Source organism: Alteromonas genovensis, assembly GCF_010500895.1.
GTDB lineage: Bacteria > Pseudomonadota > Gammaproteobacteria > Enterobacterales > Alteromonadaceae > Alteromonas > Alteromonas genovensis.
In genome coordinates this window covers 40,257-67,218 of sequence record NZ_JAAAWO010000008.1, presented here as the reverse complement: position 1 = coordinate 67,218, position 26,962 = coordinate 40,257, and the positions used below count along the sequence as shown (strand labels likewise).

The 26,962-nt window shown below is 46.7% G+C and carries 8 protein-coding genes; 4 read left to right on the top strand and 4 right to left on the bottom strand.

The window, feature by feature from the left end:
- Positions 1 to 56: 56 nt before the first annotated feature.
- On the bottom strand, positions 57 to 2,249 hold the full coding sequence (gene priA, locus GTQ48_RS11615) for a primosomal protein N' (protein WP_163106859.1): 2,193 nt from the start codon (positions 2,247 to 2,249) through the stop codon (positions 57 to 59).
- Between the two features lie 555 nt (positions 2,250 to 2,804).
- On the opposite strand from priA, the gene rpmE reads away from it, so the two are divergent.
- Complete coding sequence (gene rpmE, locus GTQ48_RS11610; protein ID WP_032094946.1) at positions 2,805 to 3,017, top strand: 50S ribosomal protein L31; 213 nt, start codon at positions 2,805 to 2,807, stop codon at positions 3,015 to 3,017.
- A 267-nt stretch (positions 3,018 to 3,284) separates the two neighbouring features.
- On the opposite strand, the gene GTQ48_RS11605 is transcribed toward rpmE, so the two are convergent.
- Positions 3,285 to 3,599, bottom strand: a complete 315-nt coding sequence (locus GTQ48_RS11605; protein WP_163106858.1) for a hypothetical protein — start codon at positions 3,597 to 3,599, stop codon at positions 3,285 to 3,287.
- Positions 3,600 to 4,246: 647 nt separating this feature from the next.
- On the opposite strand from GTQ48_RS11605, the gene GTQ48_RS11600 reads away from it, so the two are divergent.
- Positions 4,247 to 5,464 (top strand): malic enzyme-like NAD(P)-binding protein, encoded by a 1,218-nt coding sequence (locus GTQ48_RS11600; RefSeq protein ID WP_163106857.1) that lies wholly within the window; start codon positions 4,247 to 4,249, stop codon positions 5,462 to 5,464.
- A gap of 187 nt (positions 5,465 to 5,651) precedes the next feature.
- Here the strand turns inward: GTQ48_RS11600 and metJ are convergent, their stop codons facing one another.
- Positions 5,652 to 5,981, bottom strand: a complete 330-nt coding sequence (gene metJ / locus GTQ48_RS11595; protein WP_032094948.1) for a met regulon transcriptional regulator MetJ — start codon at positions 5,979 to 5,981, stop codon at positions 5,652 to 5,654.
- A gap of 161 nt (positions 5,982 to 6,142) precedes the next feature.
- Here metJ and metF point away from each other — a divergent pair, with 161 nt between their 5' ends.
- Together metF and GTQ48_RS11585 are read left to right on the top strand one after the other, a co-directional pair.
- The gene (gene metF / locus GTQ48_RS11590) at positions 6,143 to 7,033 is read left to right on the top strand and encodes a methylenetetrahydrofolate reductase (RefSeq protein WP_032094949.1); all 891 of its coding nucleotides are present in this window, start codon (positions 6,143 to 6,145) and stop codon (positions 7,031 to 7,033) included.
- Positions 7,034 to 7,242: 209 nt separating this feature from the next.
- Positions 7,243 to 8,169: a virulence factor BrkB family protein gene (locus GTQ48_RS11585; RefSeq protein WP_163106856.1), complete on the top strand. Its 927-nt coding sequence runs from the start codon at positions 7,243 to 7,245 to the stop codon at positions 8,167 to 8,169.
- Between the two features lie 223 nt (positions 8,170 to 8,392).
- Here GTQ48_RS11585 and GTQ48_RS11580 read toward each other — a convergent pair whose 3' ends face one another.
- The gene (locus tag GTQ48_RS11580; RefSeq protein WP_163106855.1) at positions 8,393 to 26,407 is read right to left on the bottom strand and encodes a tandem-95 repeat protein; all 18,015 of its coding nucleotides are present in this window, start codon (positions 26,405 to 26,407) and stop codon (positions 8,393 to 8,395) included.
- Positions 26,408 to 26,962 lie beyond the last annotated feature (555 nt).

The following is a 26,962-nucleotide window of genomic DNA, read 5'->3' as shown; positions in this document are numbered from 1 at the left end:
ATTTTAATGCTACGTGTTTTGATGCGAAGAATTTTAACGTATTGCTCGCTAACAAGCTAACTGAAATCTGTTGGGTCAATATCCACCGACCATCGCACTTTTGTTGCTTGTGGCAGTGCCTGCAAAAACGGCAGTGACTGGCGTAATACGCCATGAAGTGGAGCCCGCTTGTTGTGGCTGCAAATCAACATAAACCGAAAGCGTCCCTGCCGTTTTTCTATTAACGATGGAAAAGGGCCACTCATTTCTATGTCATTGTTGCTCGCCGCAAACACATTGCGGCTTCCGCTTAAAAAGGCAAACGCCAACGCACTGTCAGCCGCTTCACAGCGCACCACGAATTGGCTGATATAAGGGGGTAGCCCTGCCGCTTTTCGCTCTATTAATGCATGGCGAGCAAAATGGCCATAGCCGTTATTCACTAAATCTTGTAACAGCGGATGATGGGGGTTGTGGGTTTGTAACCACATTTCGCCGGGCTTACTGGCTCTTCCTGCACGCCCTGCTAGCTGAGTCACTAGCTGTGCTAACTTTTCAGGCGCTCTAAAATCGGCGCTAAACAAGGCGCCATCGCAATCAAGCACGGCCACAAGCGTAACGTGAGGAAAGTGATGCCCTTTAGACAATATCTGAGTGCCAACAAGTAACTGATACTCCTGGCGATTAATGGCACCTAAGGTTTGATGAAGTTTATCCTTCCCTCGCACCGTATCGCTATCAATACGCACCTGCTTAACATCTGGAAACAAAGACGCTAGTCCGTCTTCCACTTGCTCTGTGCCAGTGCCTGCGGTTACAAGAGACGAACTGTGACAAGCTTCGCACTGCCTTGGCATTGCTCTAGTGCCAGCGCAGTGGTGACACTGTAACCGATTGTGCGACTTATGCACGGTGTAAGGTCTGTCACAACGCTTGCAGGTTACGGTTTCGCCACAATGGTGGCATAGCAAAGCAGGCGCGTATCCGCGGCGATTCACAAATACCAGCACTTGATTTCCCGCATTAATATGCTGGCGCATGATAGTTAACAGCGCTTGGGATATACCGTAATGCAAAGGCTGATCTCGCGCATCTAGAAGGTGCTGGTGCGTATTCTGTGCACCACCTGCTCGGCGGGTAAGATGTAAATGGGCGTACCGACCACCTAAAGCGTTATTAAGGCTTTCTAAAGCGGGCGTTGCACTACCTAGCAGTAAAGGAATACTGTGTTGTTTTGCACGCATCGCCGCTAAGTCGCGGGCGTGATAACGAAGCCCGTCTTGCTGCTTAAACGACTCATCATGCTCTTCATCCACAATGATCATCCCCGGATTAGCGAGAGGAGTGAATATTGCCGAACGGGTTCCAATGACGATGCCTAGCTCGCCAGATTTTGCCCGCTGCCACACCCGCAGCCGAGCTTTATCAGAAAGCTGAGAGTGCAACACCCCAACATCGATGCTGAAGCGCTTTTCAAAGCGAGATACGGTTTGTGGAGTCAGTCCAATTTCGGGAACCAGTATAAGAATTTGTTTACCGGCTTGTAATAAGGGCTCAATGGCCTGTAGGTAGACCTCGGTTTTTCCGCTCCCCGTCACGCCCTCAAGCAAACTGACGGCAAACTTACCGTGCTGCTGATTAAGCGCTGCAATGGCAACAGACTGCTCGGTATCGGGAATGGGTTTTTCATCAATGCTTATCGTCGATAGCCATTCTTGCTCTCGCACTTCAGGCACCACATCTACCACTTCGGCAAGCGACTTATCAATAATAGACTTGACCGCTGGCGAACCAAATAACTTTCGACTTTGCTGCGCTGACAAACTGGATTTTTGTAGCGCCTCAAAAAATGCTTTTTGTTTCGGTGCCCGTGTTAGTTCATCAGATGAAGTGCGTTCCCCCGTTTCAGTCAGCCGTATTCTTTCTTCTGGCAATACTTGCGCTGTTTCACCCTTTCTCAATAAAACAGGAAGCATAGTGTGAAGCACTTCACCGGGTGCATGATGATAGTATTGCCACAGCCACTGTGCCATTTTCAAAAGCACTGCATCGATGATAGGAGCTTCATCGAGCACCGTCTCTATGGCCTTTAACTTATCGGCATTCTCTATCTCAGGGGCATCTTTGTTTGGCTCGTCAACAACAATACCCACCAGCTTTCTTGGCCCAAATGGCACGCGCACTCGCACGCCTGCGGCCAAGTCGCAATGGTGAGTATAAGTAAACAACTGTCGCAGAGGCACTGGCACCGCAACACAAATATAAGCCATGTTAGAACGCATCTCTAAAGCTAATGTCTTCGCTGTTTATTAGGCCCCCGATTAACTAACCGTTAATATGACGAGCTTATACGACAAGCAAATACAACGAGCACTATTAACAAAAATGAATACACACAATCAATTTGAGAGTTGAAATGTGAGAGTTAATATAGGGCATATTTAAACACAATTTTTATCGCTGCCATAAAACCATCTCAAATAGTTTTAGATTACCGTACTAGAACCTATTTTTTGACCCTACCTTTTTCGCTTTGGTCAATTGATACCAGTCCGCATAGATAGTTACCCACTCAGCGAGATTTAAAATGTTTGTAATCGCGGCGGGTTACCGCAGGTGCAATGGCTCTGCATCAAGGTGACACAACAAAGGGTACGGACATTTTAAACTCACAAACCGCTTGATCGCTGGCGCGGCTTCCTTTATTATCCGCCGCTCTTTTGCGATGGGCTGTTCCAAGAACTGCTCATCATTTGAATATTAAGTTACGTATGGTGTTTGGCTTCGGGCGAAATAGCGATACGGCCTTATTGTGAGGTAATCCCATGAAACAAGGTATCCACCCAGAATACGCTGAAATGACAGCAACATGCTCTTGCGGAAACGTAATGAAAATCCGCTCTACAATGGGTAAAGACATCAACTTAGACGTATGTTCTTCTTGTCACCCATTCTACACTGGTAAGCAACGTAACGTTGATACTGGTGGCCGTGTTGATCGCTTCAAGAAGCGTTTTGGTGCACTTAGCAAGAAATAAACTGAGTACTGTATCAAGTATTGAGTTTGAAAAGCGCCTTCGGGCGCTTTTTTATTGCCTGCTTTTTAGATGGTTTTTGAATGATCAGCTCCGTGGGCTTCTGCATAAGCAGAAGATAGTGCCGCCAATGAGCGACAAAGAGAACAGGTATCATAGTGCGCGAGCACAAGAAAAAACTAAATAGTGCGCGAGCACAAGAAAACACTGAATAGCGTGCGAGTACAAGAAAACATTGGCTGTGCGTTGATAGTTCTCAGATGTGAAAACCTAATGAGTGACATTTTTAGCGAAATGCGTATCCCAATTTCCCTGGCTTTGTTTTGCGCATGCCTCCTCACTATCAAAACGCACAGATACAAGCGTCGACTTAATTCCTTCCAGCGCTATTTCTACCTGAGTTATAAATGTCGCGTCCCAGTTTTGTTCAAGCGCGCGGTTGCGATTTATGTCGGTGTCAAACACGGCCACAATCTCTGGGTTGCGCCAGTGACCTAAATGAGTGAGCCAAACAAAGCCATTATCTTGTTTTTTTAGCCCCTCGCAAACCTCAGTAAGCTCGCTGATTAATCGACGTTCTGTCATATTTTCCCATTCACCGTTTTTATTACTTAAGGACGCTAACCCAAAGCTTTAGCATTTGGATTTATGCTCACTAGTGATTTTCTCTTTACTGGATAGCTATTTAAACACAGCTTTTAAAGAGCTATCTTCTAAATACTTGGCTCTTCGACTGTTTTCTCTGTGCCAGAAGGATCTCCATCAGGTAGCTCTCTGTCAGGTGACTATCTGCCAAGTAGCTCTATGCCTAGCGCCTCTTCGCCGGTCCTGTCGACTCACTATGTTAATTTTGACGCATTATTTTAAAGGCTGTACAAATACAGAAGAAATATGAAACGAAAAATAAACATAATATGCATGAATGACAAACATAGTCTGCTTTTACTGGTCTAACGAGTTTCTCTCACCTACATTAATTATGACTCAACAACGTCGTTACGTAGCACAATAGAGAACGGCCTGGTAACTCTGATCAGATATGTACACCACCATGGCCTGTGTTAGTGTTACCACGTGCGCTAAAGCAAGAATAACACAGATAAATAACACGGATAACAGTCCGGATTTGATGCAGCTAGCCTTTAAAAAAATGGCCAGTAGGCGCTACCCTTTAAGCATATAGTAATATCTAGCAATATCCATGAACCCTACACTCAAGGAATCTATTTCACATGTCAGATTTTAGACAACGCGCTCTCGATTATCACGCCAAGCCAACGCCAGGAAAAATAAGCGTTGAACTATCGACACCCGCAGACAGCGTTGATGATTTAGCGCTTGCTTACAGCCCAGGTGTTGCCGAGCCAGTAAGAGAAATAGCTGAAGATCCAGACAACGCATACAAGTATACGGCTAAAGGCAATTTGGTGGCGGTTATCAGTAATGGTACTGCTATTTTAGGCTTAGGTAATCTGGGTCCACTAGCCTCAAAACCGGTAATGGAAGGTAAAGCGCTGCTGTTTAAGCGTTTTGCTGGTATCGACGCTATTGATATTGAAGTGAAGCACAGAACTACCGAAGAGTTTATCAATACGGTAGCGAATATTGCTGATACGTTCGGCGGTATCAATCTTGAAGATATTAAAGCGCCAGAGTGCTTTGAAATAGAACAAGAGCTTATTAAGCGCTGTAAAATCCCCGTCTTTCACGACGACCAACACGGCACCGCAATTGTCACCGCCGCCGGAATGCTTAACGCGCTAGAAATTCAGGGCAAAAATATCGAAAATGCCAAAATTGTTTGTCTGGGAGCGGGAGCCGCTGCCGTGGCCTGTATGGAGTTGCTAATAAAATGCGGTGCACAGCGCGAGCGTATTTACATGCTCGACAGAAAGGGAGTGATACACACTCGTCGCGAAGACTTAACAGAGCATAAATCATTATTTGCTAACAACACCGACAAGCGAACCCTAGAAGACGTCATGGACGGTGCTGATATATTTGTGGGCGTGTCTGGCCCAGACCTTCTTCCTCCGGAAACATTGGCGCTTATGGCCGATAACCCTATCGTGTTCGCTTGCTCTAACCCAGACCCTGAAATTAGGCCAGACCTCGCTCACGCGGTACGAGATGATCTCATTATGGCAACCGGTCGCTCAGATTACCCAAATCAGGTAAACAATGTACTTTGCTTCCCGTTTATCTTCCGCGGCGCATTAAATGTGCGAGCCAGCGCTATTAACGATGAAATGAAAGTAGCCGCCGTTGAGGCACTGCGCGCCATCACAAAAGAAGAAGTACCTGCTGAAGTGCTTGCCGCGAGCAATAGCAAAAGTCTTAGTTTCTCAAAGGACTACATTATTCCTAAACCCATGGACCCACGATTGTGCGAACGCATTGCTAGTGCAGTATCAAAAGCTGCCATAGACTCTGGGGTAGCTGGCATTTAAGACGCTCAGTCTGAGCCATTACGTTTGAGAAAAAGGCTTAATAAAAAGGCATATGAGCGAATGTAAAACACAGACGTACGTGTTGATAATGGTCTTATTAAGCTGGTTTTATTAAACCGGCTTTATTAAATTGAGCACCTAAGTATGACAGCGTCACACTGTCATATTTAGGTGCATTCGCTCTACCCTATTCTTCGGTAGGCTCATTCTCGAAGCTGGGATCAATGCCCATCTCTTCCATAATTCTTCTTGCTTCTGCAGGCACTCTGTTGCCGTTGTCTTTACGCAAATCATCATCGTTCGGTAAAGGCTGACCTGTAAAGGCATGAAGAAATGCCTCACACAGCAATTCTGAGTTAGTTGCATGTCGCAAGTTATTAATTTGGCGACGGGTGCGTTCGTCAGTTAACGCTTTCAGCACATTAATCGGTATTGAAACAGTGACTTTTTTTACCTGTTCGCTTTTCTTACCGTGCTCTGCGTAGGGGTGTATATATTTACCATTCCATTCTGCCATAGTACTAACTCGGTCTTATTTTATTTATGTTATGAAGTGAAATTCTAAACGAGTTCACGAAAAGGTCAATTGAGCAGTGTAAACCTCTTGACGTCTAGACATATATTCTTTAGTTTAGACGTCTAAACGTCTATTAATATCGCTAGTAGAGAGAAAATTACATGGTTTCTTATGCACAAGGCATTGATGCGCTCAACCAGTCCCTATCGGAACTGCGTGACATTGACGTCTCTTTTGAGTTTTTCCCCCCTAAAACAGAAGCCATGGAGCAAACCCTTTGGAAGTCAGTTGAGCGTTTAGCACCACTAAAACCAAGCTATATGTCGGTGACATATGGCGCGAACAGTGGCGAACGAGACAGAACTCACGATGTGGTCAAACGTATTCAGCAGCAAACAGGCGTCGCCGCAGTTCCTCATCTTACTTGCGTTGACGCCAGTAAAGACGAATTAAGGCAAATTGCGCAAGACTACTGGGATTCAGGAATACGCCGCATTGTTGCTTTACGCGGTGATTTACCGCCGGGCATGGATAACACTGAAATGTATGCATCGGATTTAGTGGCCTTACTGAAAGAGGTTGCTGATTTTGATATATCGGTTGCCGCCTACCCTGAAAAACACCCTGAAGCTCGCAATGCGCAGTTTGACCTACTGAATTTGAAGCGCAAAGCAGAAGCCGGTGCTACCGAGGCCATTTCACAGTTTTTCTTTGATACTAGCGTATTCCTGCGATTTAGAGACCGGGCCGCTGCTGCCGGCGTTGATTTAGACTTAGTGCCAGGTATTCTTCCAGTGACAAACTATCAAACCCTAGTGAAGTTTGCTGGATTTACCAATGTTCACGTGCCGGGCTGGCTGCATAAAATGTTTGATGGTTTAGACGCTGATGATCAAGCTACCCGTAACCTGATTGGTGCCAACATTGCGATGGACCAAGTTAAGGTATTAGCAAAAGAGGGAGTAAAGCATTTCCACTTTTATACCCTAAATCGCAGCGAGTTAAGCTATGCGATTTGCCATATGCTTGGGGTACGTGGCGACAGCAAGTAATTGCCGACCGTAAGCCACAGACACAATGCAGGCAAAATGCAGAGAAAATGCATCGACCTGCTTTAGAATAAACCTTTGCTCATAACGTCGCTGGCAGTTACCATCAAATTATAGAACCACAGCAAGAACCTCAGCAGCAACGTCTCTAAACGTTGGTGCCGACTCAATGTTCGTGCCAAAACGTTGATATAACTGTCAGGAGAGCAAGTGTGTACGTAGAGCGGGTTAAAGCCATTTATGAGAATATAAGGCCGCAAGCAAAAGATCTCTTTACTATATTCATCAATCGCTGCAAAGAAGATAATGTAACGATATCTGCAGGCCATCTTGCCTACGTTACACTACTCTCGCTAGTGCCGTTTATTATGGTGACGTTTACCATTATGTCGGCTTTTCCTGCTTTCGCATCGGTGCGCAGCAAAATAGAGCATTTTATCTTTAGCAATTTCGTTCCCACCGCCAGCGACGTTGTTCACCAGTACATGACAGACTTTGTGGGTAACGCCTCAGAAATGAGTGCTATTGGCATTTTATCGCTGCTTTTTGTGGCGCTGATGCTAATCTCAAATGTAGATAAAACCCTCAATAGAATCTGGCGAACCAAAAGCGAAAGACCCATTGTCTTTACCTTTGCTATATATTGGATGGTAATAACATTGGGCCCTATTTTGATAGGCTCTAGCGTTATCGTTAGTACCTACCTTACAGGCCTAGCCGCATTTACCGAAGAATATACCCCAGGGTTGGGTACATTACTGCTCAGCCTAGTGCCTAGTGGCGCGGCCATGCTCGCATTTACCATTTTGTATACCATGGTGCCGAATAAACAGGTTTACGCCCGCCATGCTGCCTGTGGAGCCTTTATCGCCACGGTTGCCTTTGAACTCACCAAGTCGGGCTTTGCATTGTATGTGACTAACTTCCCATCCTATGAACTAATTTACGGCGCGCTAGCCGTGGTGCCTATTTTGTTTTTGTGGGTGTATCTGTCATGGATAATCGTCTTATTTGGCGCAGAATTCACCTGTAGTCTAGGCGAAGCCTTTGAAAATCAAAACGTCGTCGATAAAGAAAAGTATGTGCCTGAAGATGACGGATCAACTGATTCATCACAGCGTGGGCAGAACTACGAATAAGAAAGCTTGTTTTGAGAATTGCATTGAATTCTTGCACTGACTTCTCGCAATAAATAGTGGCGCTGAGTGCAGTGACTGATACCGTTTCAATGTCCATAAAAAATCCGATGGCGCGGTCTCATCGGATTTTTTATGGTTTAGAGGCAAGAGGTAAGAGGAGAGCATTAGATGAGCCAGCCTCGAAAATAGAGATTAACTGTCCTACATTTGGCCTCACACTCTACTAGAACAGATAATTAATACCTAGCGAGAGAAGATCAGTCGGGTTGTCATCAATGTCGTAGCGTTCGTACTCAATAGTGACAGCCCAGTTGTTTTGCACCCGATAGTTTGCCCCTACACCGTAGAACAAGTCGGTGCCATCATCATCTGCAACTTCGGGCAATACTTCATTTTCAAACACATCGAGTGAATTATAATCACCCTGCCAAAAAAACAAACCAATATGAGCATGTAAAAACCAGTCTTCTTTTCGCAAAAACTGGTATGCCACGCTTAAAGTAAAACCGTCTACCGAAGTCGGACGAATTTCAGAGGTATCGCTAAAAAAACGTGCTGGTTCATTGGTCGTCGTTGAAAAGGCGGCCGAAACATCGCCTAAATCTGTATATCCTGCTTGAATAAAACTATTTTCAGTGAGGTTTGTGCCAATTACCGCTTTCCATGCTCCTCGCGTATCGTCGATATTAATGTCGAATACATCAAATCCAAGATTGGCCGCTTCCTGCTGAACGTCGCTTTCTTTAAAATCACCTGACGCTGTTCCCCAACTTGCACTCACAAAAAAGTGCTTGGCTACACATTTCTCATGTTCTTGTGAAAGCCGCATTGCATCGTCTTTAGACAGGCACTGCGTTTTACCAGCGAGAACAGGAAATACGTCTTGCTCTTCTTGCTGTGCCATTATTGGAGAAGAGAACATTGCACCTATAATCACTAAGCTTGCTAGCCCGCCTATCAATGTTCTATTCATGGTTTTTACTCTCACGCTTATACTCCCTTTCTCTGCGCCGCTTAAGCGGCGCAGTATCATTACAAATGCAAGTAATATCAATAGTGCAGCATTCATGCTGCCCCCACCGCCGCCAGAGTTTTCAATTCTGACCGTCACTGGCTCGACGGTAATGGTTAGCCTGCCTTCACTCATGCCACCTTGCGTATCTTCAATAACATAAGTTACTACTGCATTACCTGTAAATGCTGCAGGCGGCGTAAAGATCAGCGTATTGTCAGGATTAACTGACACGCTACCTATAGACGCCTCAGCACTTACCACACGAATGCTGTCGCCGTCTTCATCAAAGTCATTGGCAAGCACATCTACTGTTACAGATTGGTCCACATCAATTGATACGGCATCATCGACGGCCTCGGGAGGATTATTGCCAATAATAGTTACCGTAATTGCACCTAAGTCTGAACCTCCATTACCATCACTGATACCATAGTTAACTATCACCTCACCGATAAAGCCAAGTGGCGGTGTGTAGTCGATGGTATCGCCAATGACCTCAACAGTGCCAAAGGTCGTTGTCGCTGATGTAATGCGCAAGTCGTCACCGTCAGGATCTGAATCATTGTTTAAGGCATCAATAGTTACAGACTCATCGACAATGATAGTCACGGCATCATCGGTAGCCACCGGCTGAGTATTGCCGTTGAACAATACGCTTACACCACCTGGATCAACAATCGTACCGTTCACCAAACCGTCGTCATCATCAACGCCACCATCTAGAATTTCGAGCTGCACACACCAGTGCCCTTCGGTTAGCCCTTCGGTCCAGTAGTCGCCGCCCGGCGGAGGACAGTAGCCCGGCTCACCTTGAACTGACCATAAACGGTTGTTTGCGTTTTCCGTAAACGTTACCCAACCGTTTTCAGGGGTGAACTTACGATAGACCGCATTCGCAGGAATTGGCTTAAGCTGTGGCATAACAATATTTAGCGTTTGACCCGCTTCAGGTAAACCATAGGCGATGAAATCGAAAATGCCGCCAATGTTTGTCGCTTCTGGGTCAGGGACGATATTATCATCGCCCGCAATATCACCATCTATGATTTTCGCGCCACCGAGCTCGCTACTTACAGAGAAGTTACCTAAGCGCAAGCAAACACCTGGGTCTCCTTCTACCATGTAGCCGTCAACAAACGCCACTTCTTGCGGAAGCACATTACATTCAGGCGTTGGATCTAGGTAATCTAAAATACCGTCTCTATCGCTATCGGCAAGACCATCCACAATATCCGGCACACCGTCACCATCACTATCAAGTTCAGTAAGCGATGGTAGTGCATCCACTACTTGAATATACAAAGTATCCGAGTCTGTGAAGGCCGTGTCATCTGCGTCGGTGACCGTTGCACGGATTCGGTAAACACCAACCTCTAGACCACTTGGGTCAAACGTAAAGGTGTCATTCACGTTATCGCTATCTGCAATATCTGCATCCAGTGATGTCCACACAAACTCGTACTCGTTGGTTGGGTCTGGGTGGTCAACTCGAGAGGTTACCAACACGTCAGAGCCTCTAGGAATAACCAGAATTCTTGACTCGCCGTCCTGCTCGGTAAACAGGTCAACATCTGGGTTCACGTTATCTTCACGGATAGTTATTTCATGAATGTATTTGTTACCTATGTTCAACACATCTGACAGCTCGATAATAATGGTTTCAGTCCCTTCTATATCCGCATCAGGGAAAACATTGAAGCTCACCGTTTTATCACTACCCGACTCCATCACAATAATGCCATCGACTAAGTCATGATCGCCGCTGTCTGCCGTACCGCTTACCGTAAATGGAATTTCTAGCGGATAAACCGGTGACGTGCCGTTTAAGTGAATACCAAATTCTACTTCGTGGCCTTCCAGTACAACTTGATCTTTGGTAATGGAAACCAAAGGACGTACGCGTACGGCCTGACTTGCCACAGAGGTCAAGCCGTCATCGTCAGTCGCTTGCCAGTAAGCCGTGTTATTACCCGGCTCATAGAAGATTAGCCCATCAACCAATGACACAGGTAACGGATTGCCAAATTTGTCGACCGCCGAGGCTACGCCAAGGTCAATTTTGGTAAATAGCGCATTGGCATCTACGAACACGTCTTCTGGCACTTCAATAACCGGGCGATCGGCCAAGTCATCTGGCATTACATCTACCAGTACCGATGCCTGAGCTACCTCGCCTTGAGGGTCGGTGATGGTGTAGTCGATAACGATTTCACCTACGAAGCCTTCAAGTGGTGTATAGGTAAGCGAATCGTCTGACCAAGAAACATCACCTAACTCAACGCGCGCACCAATAATACGAAGCGTATCCCCGTCTGCATCGGAATCGTTGGCTAGTACATCAATTTCTGCAGGATTGTAGTTCCCCAAGCTGGTTGCATCATCCCGGGCAACCGGCGGGTCGTTCACTGGATTTACGTTGATGGTCACCGTGCCTACATTAGAAGTTTCTTCACCGTCATTTGCTGTAAAGGTAAATGTAGTTGTGCCGCTAAAGTCCGCGTCCGGCGCGTACAACACATTAGGTAAACGACCAACAAGCTCACCGTCTGGTGATGTTACCAGCTGGTAGGTTAGCGCATCGCCGTCTGCGTCACTACCCTGAAGCTGTATGGGCAGAGTCGCATCTTCTTCCATCGTGAAGGTTAGGTTCAACACAACAGGGGCATCGTTAGTGTCGATTACCGTTACCGTGTAGGTCGCACACGCTTGCGCGCCCGACGGGTCTGCTACGCATACCGTAATGGTGGCCGTGCCGTGGAAACCATCTGCAGGCGTAAATGTTACAACGCCATTGACGATTTCTACGGTGCCGTTTGTGGCTTCGGCGCTAGCAATAGTTAACGTATCGCCGTCAATATCAGTGGCGTCATTTAACACACTGATGCTGAGCGGCGTGTCTTGGTTAGTAGATACTTCCGCACCTTCAAGAGTCGGAGCATCATTTACATTTTCAACCGTCACCGTAATTTGCGCAGTCGCTTCACCGCCATTCCCATCTGAAATGGTGTAGGTGATGATCGCCGTTCCAACAAAGTTAGGTAGCGGCGTGTAAACAATGTTGCCTTCACTGCCTATGGTTACCGTGCCCGAATTAGCCGTTGCATCCGTGATGATCAACGTATCGCCGTCAATGTCAGCGTCATTGGCAAGTGCATTAATAATTACACTGCTGTCTTCACTTACATTAGCTTGGTCGTTATTTGCTACTGGCGCGTCATTAATGGCAACAATGACCATCGTTACCGTCGCGGTGTCAGTCCCCCCGAAGCCATCACTGATAGTGTAGGTGAAAGTTGCTTCACCATTGGCATTGGCCTCAGGCGTATAGGTAACCGTAGTGCCGGTATTAATAACCACAGTGCCGTTGTCGGTACTTGCCATTGCTACCGTTAGTACATCGCCGTCGATGTCGCTATCGTTTGTTAGTACGGTTACTGTAACACTGCCATCTTCGGTAACACTCGCAGTGTCATCAACTGCAACAGGGGCATCGTTCACCGCAGCGATAGTTAGGGTTACCTGCGCTGTATCAGTTCCACCATGACCATCTGAAATGGTGTAGTCGATAGTGACCACACCGTTAAAGTTAGCAGGTGCTTGATAGCTTAACTCACCGCTTGGCAGTAAAATTACATTGCCGGTTGAGGCTGTTACTTCAATAATGGTTAACGTATCACCGTCTTCATCAGTATCGTTTAACAACACATCCAAGGTTACCGACTCGTCTTCTTGAGACGTAAAGCTGTCATCATTTGCAACAGGGATATTGTTCTCGGCAACGGTTAGCACCAAGGTACCCGTTACCGTGCCGCCCATACCGTCTGACACGGTATAAGTAACCGTCACTGTGCCTACGAAACCTTCAGGTGGCGTGTATGACACTAATCCATCGACAATAGTCGCCGTTCCAAAATCAGCCGATACTGAGGTAAGCGTAAGTGCATCGCCATCTGCATCTGTGTCATTGGCTAGCACGTCAACCTCTACCGCTTCGTTAAGCTTAATAGCCAGCTGATCGTCTTGAACGTCAGGAAGTGTATTGCCGTTAACAAATGTGCCTACTCCACCAACAAAGCTAACCGCTCCATTGGCTGTAGCGTCAGCATCGTAACTTCCGCCATCCGTTAGGGTCAGCTTCACGCACCAGCTACCTGCAACAAGGCCTTCTTGCCAAGTGTTACTATTAACGTTAGGGCAAAAGCCTGGCGCGCCTGGCGCTGAGTAAATTACTGCGTCGCCGTCTGCAATGACATCAAACCAACCTAGTTCAGCAGTCCAAGTGCGTATAAATGCGTCCTCTGGTACAGCATTACGCTGCGGAATAACAACATCGAATTGTGTTTGATTAGACTGATTACTCACGACGTCAAAGTTAAACAACCCACCGACGTTGTTCGCTTCCGTGTCTGTCGGAATGCGGTTTGTTACTACGCTGTCGTCAGCAAGTAGCAATACGCCAGCATTTGAAGTGCCACGGGTGTATTCACCCGCGCTTACACATGCACCAGCGTTTGTTTCAACAAGATATTGCGCGCTTTCTCCTGCAACTTCTGGCGCAAGCGAACATAGCGCGATGCTGTCTAAGTAATTAGGTACACCATCTAAGTCGGCATCACCCGTGCCTTCAATATTATCCGGCAGGCCGTCACCGTCAGTGTCAGCACCGGTCAGCTCAGGCAAGGTTTCTACCACCTCAATGTAAATTGTGCGTGAAGTAACAAGCATTGGATTTTCACTGTCTGCTACTAGTACCGTCACCGCATAAACACCTGGCGCTACTAAAGCAGGGTCGAATGTAAATACGCCATCATCACTTGAAACATTAGTAAGCTCTGGTGATGAATTACTCCAGTCGTAGATAAAGTCAGCTGCCGGATTGGTGTGACTGATCGCCGCTAACACATCAACAAAGCCATCATTTTGGCCCACTGTGAGCGATGCAGTGTTAGCTTGCTCAGCTGACAGCGCTACAAACGGAGCTACTGGTGCTTCTGTTATTGTCGTAGTATGAGACGCTTTTTCTCCGATATTCGCGTTGGTATCTAACGTCACAACTACCGTTTCACCGTCATCAGCAATTGTGTCTGGAATTACATTGAATTTAACGGTTACCTGTGTGCCACTTTCAATAGTGATAGCGCCAGTGATCAAGTCGTGATCGTTAGCATCTGAAGTACCTGAAACGGTATAGCTCACTGTTACTGGGTAACTAGGTGCATCACCGCTTAACAGTACATCAAAGCTTGCCGCACCACCTTCAGTGACAACCATATTTTCACTTAAGGACACTTGAGGATTTACGCGGATAGTTTGACTAACCGTTGTCGTATTGCCTTCGCCATCAGTTGCCTGCCAGTAAACGGTATGCAGCCCTGGAGTGAAACGAGTTTGTCCGTTCAATAAGGTTACAGGTATTGCGTTACCATTCGTGTCTACAGCTGTAGCATTACCAATAACGACTTCCGTTAAATAACCTGTTGCATCAACCTCAATATCAGCCGGCGCTTCAACTACTGGGAAAGTTTGAGCGGTTTGCTCAGAGGCAGTAACGGTAACTATTACATTCGCTTGCGATGTTGCACCACTTACATCGGTAATAGTATAAGTAATTTGAACATCGCCTTGTGTTCCAAGTGCAGGGGTAAAGACAAGTACCCCACTTTTAACTTCAACACTGCCACTATCAGTTGCTGCTCCAAGAATTGACAACGCATCGCCGTCAACGTCGAAGTCGTTGCTTAGTACGTCAATTTCTACAGCTGCGTCATCTAATGTAGAAGCTGAATCGACAAAGGCCACAGGCGCATCGTTCACGGCCACCACATTTACTGTGATATTGGCGGTATTCGAGTCTTCTTGACCGTCGTTGGCTTTGTAGCTGAACAATACCGTACCGTTGTAATTTTCTGGGGTGACATACAGTAAAGAAGGGGCAGAGCCTAACACTTCACCGGTTGGCAACGTCACCAGTTCAAACGTTAACACGTCTTCGTCTGCGTCGGTGCCCGTTAGTGTGAAAGGTAGGCTATCCCCTTCTTGAATGGTGAATTCAAGATCTTCAACTACTGGACCAATATTTGTATATACCACGGTAACGGTAATACGCGCACAAGCCTCTTCGCCCTCGGCATCTTGAATACAGACGTCGATGGTTACTTCACCGGAGTAATCTTCAGACGGCGTATAAACAAGTTTGCCGTCAACGACTTCAACCGTGCCGTCCGACGATGTGGCGCTTACGATAGTATGTGTATCTTCTGTATCTACATCTTCAACGTTTGCGATAACATCGATGGTTAACGCTTCATTCTGATTCGTTGCCGCAGTGAAATCAGTAAGAGTAGGTGCATCGTTAACAGCGCTAACCGTTACAACAAGCGTACCTGTTGCTGTTGCTCCGTTGCCATCAGAAACCGTATAGGTAATAGTTGCTGTACCGTTAAAGTTCTCATCTGGTGTGTAGCTTACTTGGCCGCCTTGAATAGTCACTGAACCTTCGTCAACGGTTACGTCTGAAATAGTCAGCACGTCTTCGTCAATGTCTGAGTCGTTCGCGAGCACGTCGGTAACAACAGAGCCATCTTCCTCGACGGCGGCCGTATCATCCACCGTTACCGGTGTATCATTAACCGGGTTAACGGTAACAGTAATCGTGGCTGTATCAGTGGCACCATTGCCATCGCTTACCGTATATGACACTGTCGCTTCGCCATTAAAATCAGCATTCGGCGAGAAAGTAACTTGGCTATCTGCCGTGATCACTGCGCTACCCTGTGCTGATGAGGCTGCCGAGACCGAAAGTACATCTTCATCAATATCAGAGTCATTGGCGAGAACAGCTACTGTTACTGAAGCGTCTTCATCAACAACCGCGGTGTCATCCAAAGCGATAGGAGCATCGTTCACGCCTTCTACAGTAAAGCTAATACTGGCTGTTGCCGTTCCACCATTGCCATCTGAAATAGTGTAGGTGGCCGTTGCCGCCCCATCAAAATCAGCAGGTGGTGTATACGTCACACTGTTATTAGCATTAACTGTAATAGTACCCTCAGACGCACTAGCAGAAGTCACGCTCAGCGTGTCATTGTCTACATCGGTATCATTTTCCAATACAGAAAGCGTGACGCTCGAATCTTCGGTAACTTTTTCGGCATCATCGTTAGCCACTGGTGCGTCGTTAACTGGCGCAACCGTAACGGTGACTGTTGATGACGCGCTACCACCAGCGCCATCAGATACACTATAGGAAATCGTGGCTGTACCATTGAAGTCGGCACTTGGCGTAAAGCTAAGCGTGTTATCGCCGGTAATGGTTGCAGTGCCTTGACTGCTGCTTGCAGCCGACAGCTGCAGCGAGTCGCCGTCAATATCACTGTCGTTCGCTAGCGCATTAATAATTACCGTTTCGTCTTCCTGTACATTCCCCGTATCTGCAGCAGCTACCGGATTGTCATTTACCGGGTTTACCGTAATTGACACTGTTGCTGAGTCAGAGCCGCTGTTTCCGTCAGAAACGGTATACGTCACTGTGGCAGCACCGTTGTAGTCGGCGTCTGGCGTATACAAAAGATTACCATCACTATTAATGGTTGCCGTACCAGTACTTGCATTAACCGCGGTTAACTCAAGGGTATCGTTGTCTACATCTGTATCGTTTGCGATGACGTTAACCACAACGCTGCTGTCTTCATCAACACTAGCTGTGTCGTTATTCGCAACGGGGGCATCGTTAACGTTTACAACCGTCACTGCCACCGTTGAGTTAGCGCTGCCGCCCGCACCATCTTCGATGGTGTAAGTAATAGTGGCGCTGCCGTTGAAGTCAGCGTCTGGCGTGTAGTTCACCTGATTACCCACAACCTGCACGCTACCGGCTGTAACAGAGGCGTTAGCTACACTTAAGGTATCGCCGTCAACATCGGTATCGTTAGCAAGTACATTAATGCTAACCGACTCATCTTCATTAACGCTGGCAGTATCTGGATTAGCGATTGGGTTGTCGTTAACTGCAGCAATAGATACAGACACCGACGCATTGTCACTGCCGCCGTTTCCGTCTGTTACCGTGTAGGTCACTGTGGCACTGCCGTTGTAATCTGCCGCTGGGGTAAACACCACATTGCCGCCGCCATTAACTACTGCACTACCATTGGTTGCCGATACACTCGAAACACTTAACGCATCGTTATCAATGTCGGTATCGTTAGCCAATACGTTAATAACTACCGCCGTGTCTTCGTTAGTGGTGGCCGAATCATCGCTTGCCACTGGTGCATCGTTGATGTTAGAAACATTAATCGTCACCGTACCTGATGCCGTGCCACCTGCACCGTCACTGATGGTATAAGTTACAGTTGTTGCGCCGTTAAAATCGGCCGTAGGTGTATAGGTAATATTATTTCCGCTAAAGGTTACTGAACCATTTGGCGATGTTGCATCGGTAATAGAAAGGGTGTCGCCGTCAACATCAGTGTCGTTAGTCAGCACATCAATAGTTACGGTGGTGTCTTCGTTCGCTGTCCCTGAGTCAGGGTTCGCTACTGGCGCGTCATTTACCGCGTTAACCGTCACCGATACAGAAGCCGAATCGGTTCCGCCATTTCCGTCAGAAACGGTGTAATTAAGTGTAACAGGGCCATTGAAATCTGCAGGTGGCGTATAAAGTACGTCGCCATTTGCATTTACAGACGCCGCCCCTGCACTTGCCGATACCGCAGTAACACTTAGCGTATCGCCATCTACGTCACTGTCGTTGGCTAGCACATCAACAATTACGTTGGTGTCTTCGTTAGTATTTGCACTATCGTTTGCGGCTACCGGTGCATCGTTATCCGCTTGTACATCTACCGTCAGGTTCGCACTATCACTGTTGCCGTTTCCATCAGTAATGGTATAGGACACAAGCGCAGGGCCGTTAAAGTTTTGTGCTGGCGTGAAGGTGATATTGCTTCCTGCAAACGAAACCGCACCGTTGCCCGAATTAGCCGCCGTTATAGACAGTGTATCGCCATCCACATCGGAATCATTTGCCAATACATTCACTGTCACTTGTGTGTCTTCAGTGGTATTGGCTGAATCGGCCTGCGCTACAGGTGCATCTTGAACATTGTTGACCGTGAATGTTGCAGTGGCAGTGTCGCTACCACCCGCGCTATCGGTAAGGGTATATTGCACGGTTTCGGCGCCGAAGAAATCAGCCGCCGGTGTATAGATTAAGTTTGCGCCATCTGTGGTTACCGTGCCGCCTTTACTTGGCGTAGCTACAGAGGTAATACTGATGCTTTGACCGTTGTCTGCGTCGCTATCATTGCTGCGGGCCGCTAACGTATTGCTGGTTGTATCTTCATCTACCGTGAAGCTATCGTCATTTGCAGCGGGTACACGGTTGAGCAAGATTACCGCCACGTCGTTAGCGTTAATTGACTGAGGCTGAGCTGCCCCATCAACGTAGCTAAGCGCAGAAGAAATGGTTAAATCTTGGGTAGCCGCACTAGGCACTATTGCACTGGTGTCTAGTTCAACACTGAACACATAGGTTTCGGTGTCACCGTCATTATCGCTATTTACAATACTGCCTAAATCAAGCGATAGCGTATTGTCAGACACGCTAATATTGCTGTTCACATTAACCGCTGTGCCACTAGCAGTACTGTTAATATTTGCCGGATTCACGCCTGAAGAGAGGCCGGTATTGAAGGTACGAGCTAATTCGCCCGCCCCAGCGACCAATGAAATATTGGCAGGTAACGTAACGCTTAAGCTCAAATCGTCTGTTGTCCCCTTAGGTACTGTAACAGTTTGTGTAAGGGTTAGTGTTTCGCCCTGCACAAAATTGTTATCAGATGTACCACCATCACTAGTATCAGTAAGGGCAAAGGTTGGCGCAGACACGGTTTGCGCTTGTGAAGTAACCGGAATAAGCAGTGCATTCTCGCCATCAGTGGCGTTACTGTCGTTGTCGCTTAATTGGTTAGCGCCTAGATTATCACCACTGAACAGAGCTTGCGTTGAGAATACGGTGTTGTCAGCCGCATTAGCATCTAGCGTTAACACCACAGAAACGGTTACCGTTTCACTTGGCGCAATTCCGCCCACGTTTACGTCAAGCGGCGCTTCGCTTACCACAACACCTTGGCTGGTAACGGCAGTATTGGCTACCACACTTAAGCCTGCATTAACCGGCTGAGTAAACGACACGTTTTCTGCAGTCGCTGAACCTTGATTGGTTGCCAAGGTGTAAACGCGTACGCTGTCACCTGGGTCGACAACCCCATCACCGTCTACATCGTTAACGAGTTCAAAGTACTGAATAATTTCTAGTTCTGGCGTACCTGTGCCCGTTGATGCACTGAACGTAAGCGGCTGAAAACCGTCGCTATTTGCACGGTTATTGTCAGCATAGACAGTATCGGTTTCATCGCTGGTTGCCTCACCTTGTAGCGAGAAGCTCTCGTTTGCGGCATTGCCGTTGAAATCAACCAGCGGTGAGTCGATGGTAACATCAAGAGAAACCGTTTCGCTGGCGCCAGCTGCTAGCGTGATAAAATCGGCGCTTAGTGAACTACCTATTACACTAACCGTATGCCCACCGCTTACCTGCGCCGAATTAGCGACGTAAATAAGACCTGTGGGAATAGCGTCACTAAGGGCAATATTTGATAGCGCTTGGCTTCCTTTATTTTCAAGTAAGTACGTAATAGTTAACGTGTCGTTGGGACTGATGACATCATTGGTATCAGCATCGGTTGATAGACGTACCAGCTGAGTAATATCTAAATCTGCTGTGTTTGCTGGTGTGCCCACTCTGAAGGTGTTTGCCTGGTCACCATTTACATCATTACCATCTGCGTCAGTTGGCTCTGCTACTGTGTCGGATGAATCCACACTGCCCTGCACTGAAATTAGCGTATTACTTGCCGTATTGGCATCAACAAGCAACTCGAAAGAAATGGTTTCAGATTCACCAAATGCCATGTCGCCAACATTTACCGTAATGCCGGCACTGTCATCAAGGGTGCCTTTCGTCGTTGTTGCAGACCCTGTTACATAGTTTGTATTTGCAGGAATCCCATGAGCAAATACAACGTCAGTGGCTGTGGCACTATCGCTTTCATTGGTCAGCGTTGAGGTAACGAGTACCGTATCACCGGCATCAATAAATCCATTGCCATTGATATCGTCTGATAGAACAACTGACTGGGTTGCACCTATGAAGGCAGCAACATCACCAGTCACATTGATAGAATCAGCAAAACTATAATCACGCTCGTCAGCAGTGTCTCCGCTCATTGAGCTATATGCACCATTGGTCAAACCAATTGAAAGTGCATTACCCACGTCAGCGTCGCTATCTACAGTGAACTGCATTGTCACTTGCTTGCTGCCTTCAACCAGCGTGATACTGCCCATATCTACAACAAGTAGCGTAGGCGACGTATCATCTATCGTACCTTGCCCCATGAAGCTATCAGCCACATAAGTAAGACCATCAGGCACCGATACATTAAATGTGGTCTCAAACGCGTCGGCAAAACTAGAGGCGTGACCTACGTCAATAGTTAGGGTAAAGGTATCCTCCAACGATACCGAGGCTTTATCAAGCGTCATTGTTGAGTCTAAATTTGGCTCAACGATATCAATCTCTAGGGTAGATGGTCCGGCACTTTCGGCGCCGCCTGATGCATTTACACTATTCGTTAATGTTGTGCCCTGTGAATTACCTACTTCGTTTTCTACAACACCGGTAAACGTAACTGTGATGAAATCATTGGTGCTATCGCCATCTGCGGTATTACTCACAGTGCCAAAATCAACCGTGACATCGTTGCCTGAAACACTAGCCGTTGCCGCGCCGTCATAGCTGATTTGCGCTGGGCTGTTAATACTAATACTGTCAAAACGAATGTCAGCAGGCAGTGTATTCACAATAGAAACACCGCCAATTGTGCCTTCCACTAAATCGATACGCGCATCAATAGAGACCGACTCGCCAACTGCGAAATCATTATCGCTATGTGTGGTATTAAGTGCAGATTGAATAGCTAATGTGTTATCCACCGTTACATTGCTATTAACTGTTTCACGATAGTTATTTAACGCAGTATCATCATCGTCATCTGTGCCATCTACACCACTACGTCCACTGCCGTCTAATTGACTGTTATAGGTTGCTTCAACTGCATTAGTCAGCGTTTCACCGGCGCTTGCTTCGTTGGCCATTACAACGCTGTATTCGACGGTAACGCTCGCAAGAGCTGGAAGGTCGAATGCTGCAATCGACAAGGTATCGCCTGTGTTGGTCGTAGTTATCTCACTCACATCACTTGCAGACAGCACTGTGTTGGTGCCGGTTAATACTGCCTCGTCACTCGGGTTAGTTAGCATTATCGCAGAGAAGGTAACACCAGAACCGCTGCCGTCAGGCCCACCCAATAACTCAGCGGGCATTACATCTTCAAAGGTCACTGCATACGCAGTTGCTGCATTCCCCGTGTTGGTTACCACTGTGCGGTACGTTACTGTATCGCCACTATCACTAGAGGTCGCACCGGCGATAATGGTTTGCGTAATAGATAAATTCGGCTCGATAACATCTACATCAACATTCGCAGAAGGTGCCGGCGTGCTTACGTCTTGATAGCTAAGTGAACCCGTGCTGGTAAGCGTTGTTCCACCTTGGTTACCTAAGATATTGGCAACTTCAACAGGCACTGCAATGGTAACTTGTTGAGACGTTGAAGCGCTGTTGGTGATAGTACCAAAATCTAACACGACCGGATCGGTCCCTTGAGCCGGGGTGGTATTAGGTGTATTTGTGCTGGTAAAATCTGACGCTGGCGTTGAAATGGTGATGGCGTCGCCGGTATACGTTAAGCCTGAAGGAAGATCTAACGTATAAACAAAGTTGTCTGTCGTACCTGTTGGTATAGAGAAACTTGCGGTTAAATCAACCACAGTTCCAATGGCAGCATCGGCTGCAGTAGTCGTTAACGTAAGCGTGGGCGCGTTGGCGGTAACTGATGCCATAGCAGAATCAGCGATATCGTTAACGTTCTGACCTGAATCGTTATTGGCGCCGCTACCTGTACGTTCGCCGTTGTCTGAACCGGCTGCGCCTGGGGTAGCATTCCCTGTACCTGATGTACCAGGCAAAGACGTTGCCGAGGTTGAAACGGTATTGGTTACGGTTTCTTCAAACGCAATATCGAAATTGACCTGAGCGGTATACACAACGGTAACGCTTTCGCCCGCTTCTAGGTAATCAATATTGCTAGCCGGGCAGCCATTCGACTCAACCGTTAGCTCGTTGCCACTGATACTTGTACAATCTGATACATCGATGCCCGCATCTCTTGAATGCGTCGCGCTTACCAAGCTAACAGAGTTAAACCGAGCAGGTACATCGTCGTTAATATACCAATCGTAGGCGCGAGAAACTCGTGAGCCTCCTGTATTAGTTAACGCAACGGTAAAAGTTACCTCACTGCCACCATCAACGGTTGATGGTGATGCTGTTTTTGTTGTTGTTAAATTAGGTTCTGCAATACGAATATTCTGCGTCGCATTGTTGCTTTGATTTTCGCTATTGTTGTTTAGATAATTTACTTCACCGGTTACCGTTTTATTGTTTGTACGGTTATTGTTACTGGTGTTTAAGGTAAGCACATCAAGGGTTACCGTAATACTTTCATCACCCGCATCGTTGTCATTATTTGTTATGTCACCCAAGTCGAAGATAACAGACTGACCACTTACAACCGGTGTAATAGTTGTATCTGACGCAGTAATCGACGCATTGTTTGAGGTGCTAAAGCTTGTATCAAATGTTCCGCGAATTAAAGCGGTGCCCGTTTGATAAGACATCCCCGCTGGTAAAACCACCTCAATAATATTTTCATCCGCTGTTTCTAAGGTTTGTCCCTCAGGAAGAATGGTGGTGAATGAATAAGATAACACCTCACCAATAGCGGCTTCACGGGTGCCTGAATCATTCGTAAAGGCTTCAGAAGAGTCGATCAACGTGATGTTATCAGCAGCAATGGCTTTGGTTGCTGTAGTACCTGTACTTTCTGACTGTGAATCACGCTCAACCGTTTGGTCGCCAGTTTGGCTATCACCGGTAGCTTGTGCAGTAATATTAAATGACGAACCAGTCTGTGCGCCTGCTTTCACTTCGGCAGTATAGGTAAACTGCACGGTAGCTCCAGCACCAAGCTCTGAACCTGAATAGGTTACTCTGTCTGGTGAATTTTGAAGTGCGTACGTAAACCCAGATGGGGTTGTTCCTTCGGTTACATTTGTGAAAATATCAGTATTTACATTGCTGACAACGTTAACATCATAAGCGGTAGCTGTACCTGTATTTTCAACATCGATAGTTACGGTTACCGTATCGCCTGCTTCTACGCCAGAGCGCGGCGCCACGCTTGTTGTTGTACGTAACACGTGCTCAGAGAACTGGTTAGTTGACGTAGCTGACGCATTGTTGTTGGTATTATTGGTTCCCGCATTTACCTGTAACTGTTTGCTTTGCGTTGTCGTTGTAGCGGCATTTTGTGTGACATCTTGCACCAAAGCTTCAAGCGTTAATGACAATGTATTATCGCTTGGATCGTTATCGTTATTAGTGGTTGTACTGCCGTTAAACACAGCTTTAACGGTTTGTCCAGTTGCTACATTGCCAGACGATGTCACGGTAGGGCTGGCACTAACGGTTCCATCAAACCCGGTAGAATCTACTGTTAACGTATTGCTGTATTCAAAGCCAGCAGGTAACGTCATATCAACGGTTAGGTCGTTCGTAGTACCTTCTGGCAGGGTGACGTCTATTCGATATTGTACGGTGTCACCTACCACAACATTCCCCATGGGACTTACTATGGTTGAAGCAATAGCGATATCTGAAACAGTGACCGATGCATTATCTTTTTGCGGGTCAAAGGTCGCGGCCTGACCCTGTGCAGAAGCCCAATCAATCGTCGCTTCTGACGTGATGACATCGTTAGGCTCTGCAGTTTGTGCAATATCTTGAGTAAAGGTAAGCACGTAAACTTCACCTGCGGCGAGGTTCTGTATACTGTAAGTACCATCTGCTAGCGAGCCGCTGCCCAAGGCCACACCATCCCCATCGACTGTTGCAGATACAACGTTCTGCGAAGCCACGCCAGAAACGATAGGAACACTGGCGGTTGTGTCAAATGATGTAGCACCACCTTCGTTAGTTACTGTTAAGGTGTATTGGACCGTATCACCGGCATCTACATTTCCTGCAGAAGTAGCAAGTGAAACGGTCAATTCTGGTGCACGGACTATTATCTCAGCAGATTTAAGATCGGCACTGACTGCGTCGGGTGTATTAGTTGATGTTCCTTGGAATAAGTTAGCTAACCTGAGACCGTCAGCGTAAGGCTCGTCGGTAACCTCAACAGTAAAATCAACTTCAAGCACTTCGGGTGTGGTGGTGGAAATATTTCCCCAGTCTAGCGTTACGCTGTTTTCAGTTGCTGATACAGTGATCGTAGGTGTGAACGATGTTACCGTATTTTCAGCGGTATAAGAGAAGCTGGTGTTGCTATCGATATTTGAGCGTGTATCGACAGTCGTTTCCGGGATCACGAATACAGGTAAAGGTAGAAAATCTTTAAATACGATGTCGTTGGTATCGCCAGAAGGAATATCCATACGTAGACGATAGGTAACGCTTTCTCCCGGCGCGTACTGCAGGAGTTTTGAGGTTGTACCGCCGTTACTATCGACAAGAGATTTAGAGGTACGAATACCTTCAATGGAGACTGCAGCACTTGACCCTTCCAAGCAGCTCGACGCACCACTCGCTACGTCATATTGTGCACTTTGAGTAAATGATAGCGAATCGTTAGCAACTACGGGGGCGTTACTATCAACCCCCGCATATCCACCAACGTAGGTTTGCTGAATATCAACAGTGTAAGATACCGCTAAAACGCTTCCACCTGAAAGCGTGCCTGTTACGTCAGTTATGCCATAAGTTATCGTCTCACTTTGACTGGCATCTGTAGTTGAAGCAGGTCTTGGTATATTAAACGTGTTTCCGCCATAGCTGACGGTGATATCGGATGAAAAGTTCACGCCATCGGCAATGGTGTCGTTAAGTGTTAAAGAATCTACCGATATGTAGTCAGAAATTTGAATTGAGTTAGTAACGGTAAGCGTATTGCCAGGGCTTGATTGATTGGCGCCCACACCTTGCTGTATCGCAACATGCTTTGCTGTAACTGTATCGCTGCTTGAAATTTGAGTGAGCCCAGTACCATTATAGCTAGCATTAAAATCTAGCGGATGCTCAATACTTGAAACACTACACTGCTGCGCATCTAGTACATTAGTAAAATGCATGGGGTAGCTGACGCGCACATCATTTTCGCTACTTGTTCCCGTAGCAGAATCACACGAAACATCTAAAGTGCCACCAGTACTGGACGTAGAAGGTTCACTATTTATAGCGCACCCAGTTCCACCGGTTACCGTAGCTTGGGCGCTATACTGAACAGCGTTGTCTAAATCGTCTGTGAACTGCAAGTTATCTATCGTGGGGCCATTTGCCACATCAACTACATGGGTAACGGTTGCTGAAAAACTTGGGCCTGCAGCGAGCTCGTTTTCCGCAGCAGAGCTTTGCGTGGATACTTGATAAAGTGCAGCCTCAACCGAGGCAGTTTGCGTTGTTCCCACTATTGGACCGTTATCACCTGTTGCTGTATCGCCAAACTCATAAACAGGCGTTACCTCGATAGCAAATGCTTCCGCTGGCGTTGCATTACTGTCGATGGTGAAACAAACATTGGTAGTTAGATTAGGGCCGTTTGCCACCACCGAACCAACAGGTATATCTACAGTTGAAAAACTGAAGCCTTCTGTTCCGGCAACGGTCTGCGCAGTGATAGGATCTTCAAGTTCATTGTTGTTCGCAACTGTGTCAAATATGCCAACATTAACCGTAGCGCTATTACTACCTATAAATGTCGCATCGTTAAATGTTAGGTCGGCATCATGAATAACTCGAAAATAAGGGCCATACCCTGTCGTTCCTGTGTTACTCAAGGAAACGTCATAACAAAATGTTTCACCAATAAACGCACTTTGTGGCGGTGAATTAGTCACAACAGGGGTGGCTGCTTGCACACTTTGCATTGCACCTAATAGCAATGAGGTACCAATTATGGCATTGGACAGTGGGCGCTTCATGTCTTTCCTTTTATCTTTATCATTAAGAGCCAATTAACTTCCGTTAATTGCAGTTATATTTTTATGCTTGGTTTCATCAGTTTATGTTTTAAGACCCGACGGAGATTTGCTCAAAATTTAGCATTTGATATGGGCAGAAGGAATAGCTTCACGTGATAGAGTCAACAGCAAACACCTGTGTTTAAACGGAATTAACATGTATATTTTATACACTTAAGTTAATTTAGTGTAAGGGCTGATGGAAGTAGAGAACAGTAGACAAAAGACTAAAATAAAAAGGATAATATTTTACGCTTGTAGCAATTGCCGGACCAAGCAATAAACCACATCTATTGACGCTCATAAGCCATACTTCACAGGAGCTCCAGGTAAAAATAGATTAGTCGAGACGCGCATAGAGCCCACTTAAAAATAATGCAGGGGATGGGCATTTGATATCGCAGGTAGTGCCGAGCTGATGAGTATAATAATCCGGTGACTAGGGTATGTCCTAAAACCACCGAACTAATTGGCTAAAAAATAGACAGCCTACTACAAATATTAATTCAAACTATA

What these genes read in the sequence shown, in the direction of transcription:
- priA (WP_163106859.1), bottom strand. Translation starts at nt 2,249, where the DNA reads ATGGCTTATATTTGTGTTGCGGTGCCAGTGCCTCTGCGACAGTTGTTT.
- rpmE (WP_032094946.1), top strand. Translation starts at nt 2,805, where the DNA reads ATGAAACAAGGTATCCACCCAGAATACGCTGAAATGACAGCAACATGC.
- GTQ48_RS11605 (WP_163106858.1), bottom strand. Translation starts at nt 3,599, where the DNA reads ATGACAGAACGTCGATTAATCAGCGAGCTTACTGAGGTTTGCGAGGGG.
- GTQ48_RS11600 (WP_163106857.1), top strand. Translation starts at nt 4,247, where the DNA reads ATGTCAGATTTTAGACAACGCGCTCTCGATTATCACGCCAAGCCAACG.
- metJ (WP_032094948.1), bottom strand. Translation starts at nt 5,981, where the DNA reads ATGGCAGAATGGAATGGTAAATATATACACCCCTACGCAGAGCACGGT.
- metF (WP_032094949.1), top strand. Translation starts at nt 6,143, where the DNA reads ATGGTTTCTTATGCACAAGGCATTGATGCGCTCAACCAGTCCCTATCG.
- GTQ48_RS11580 (WP_163106855.1), bottom strand. Translation starts at nt 26,407, where the DNA reads ATGAAGCGCCCACTGTCCAATGCCATAATTGGTACCTCATTGCTATTA.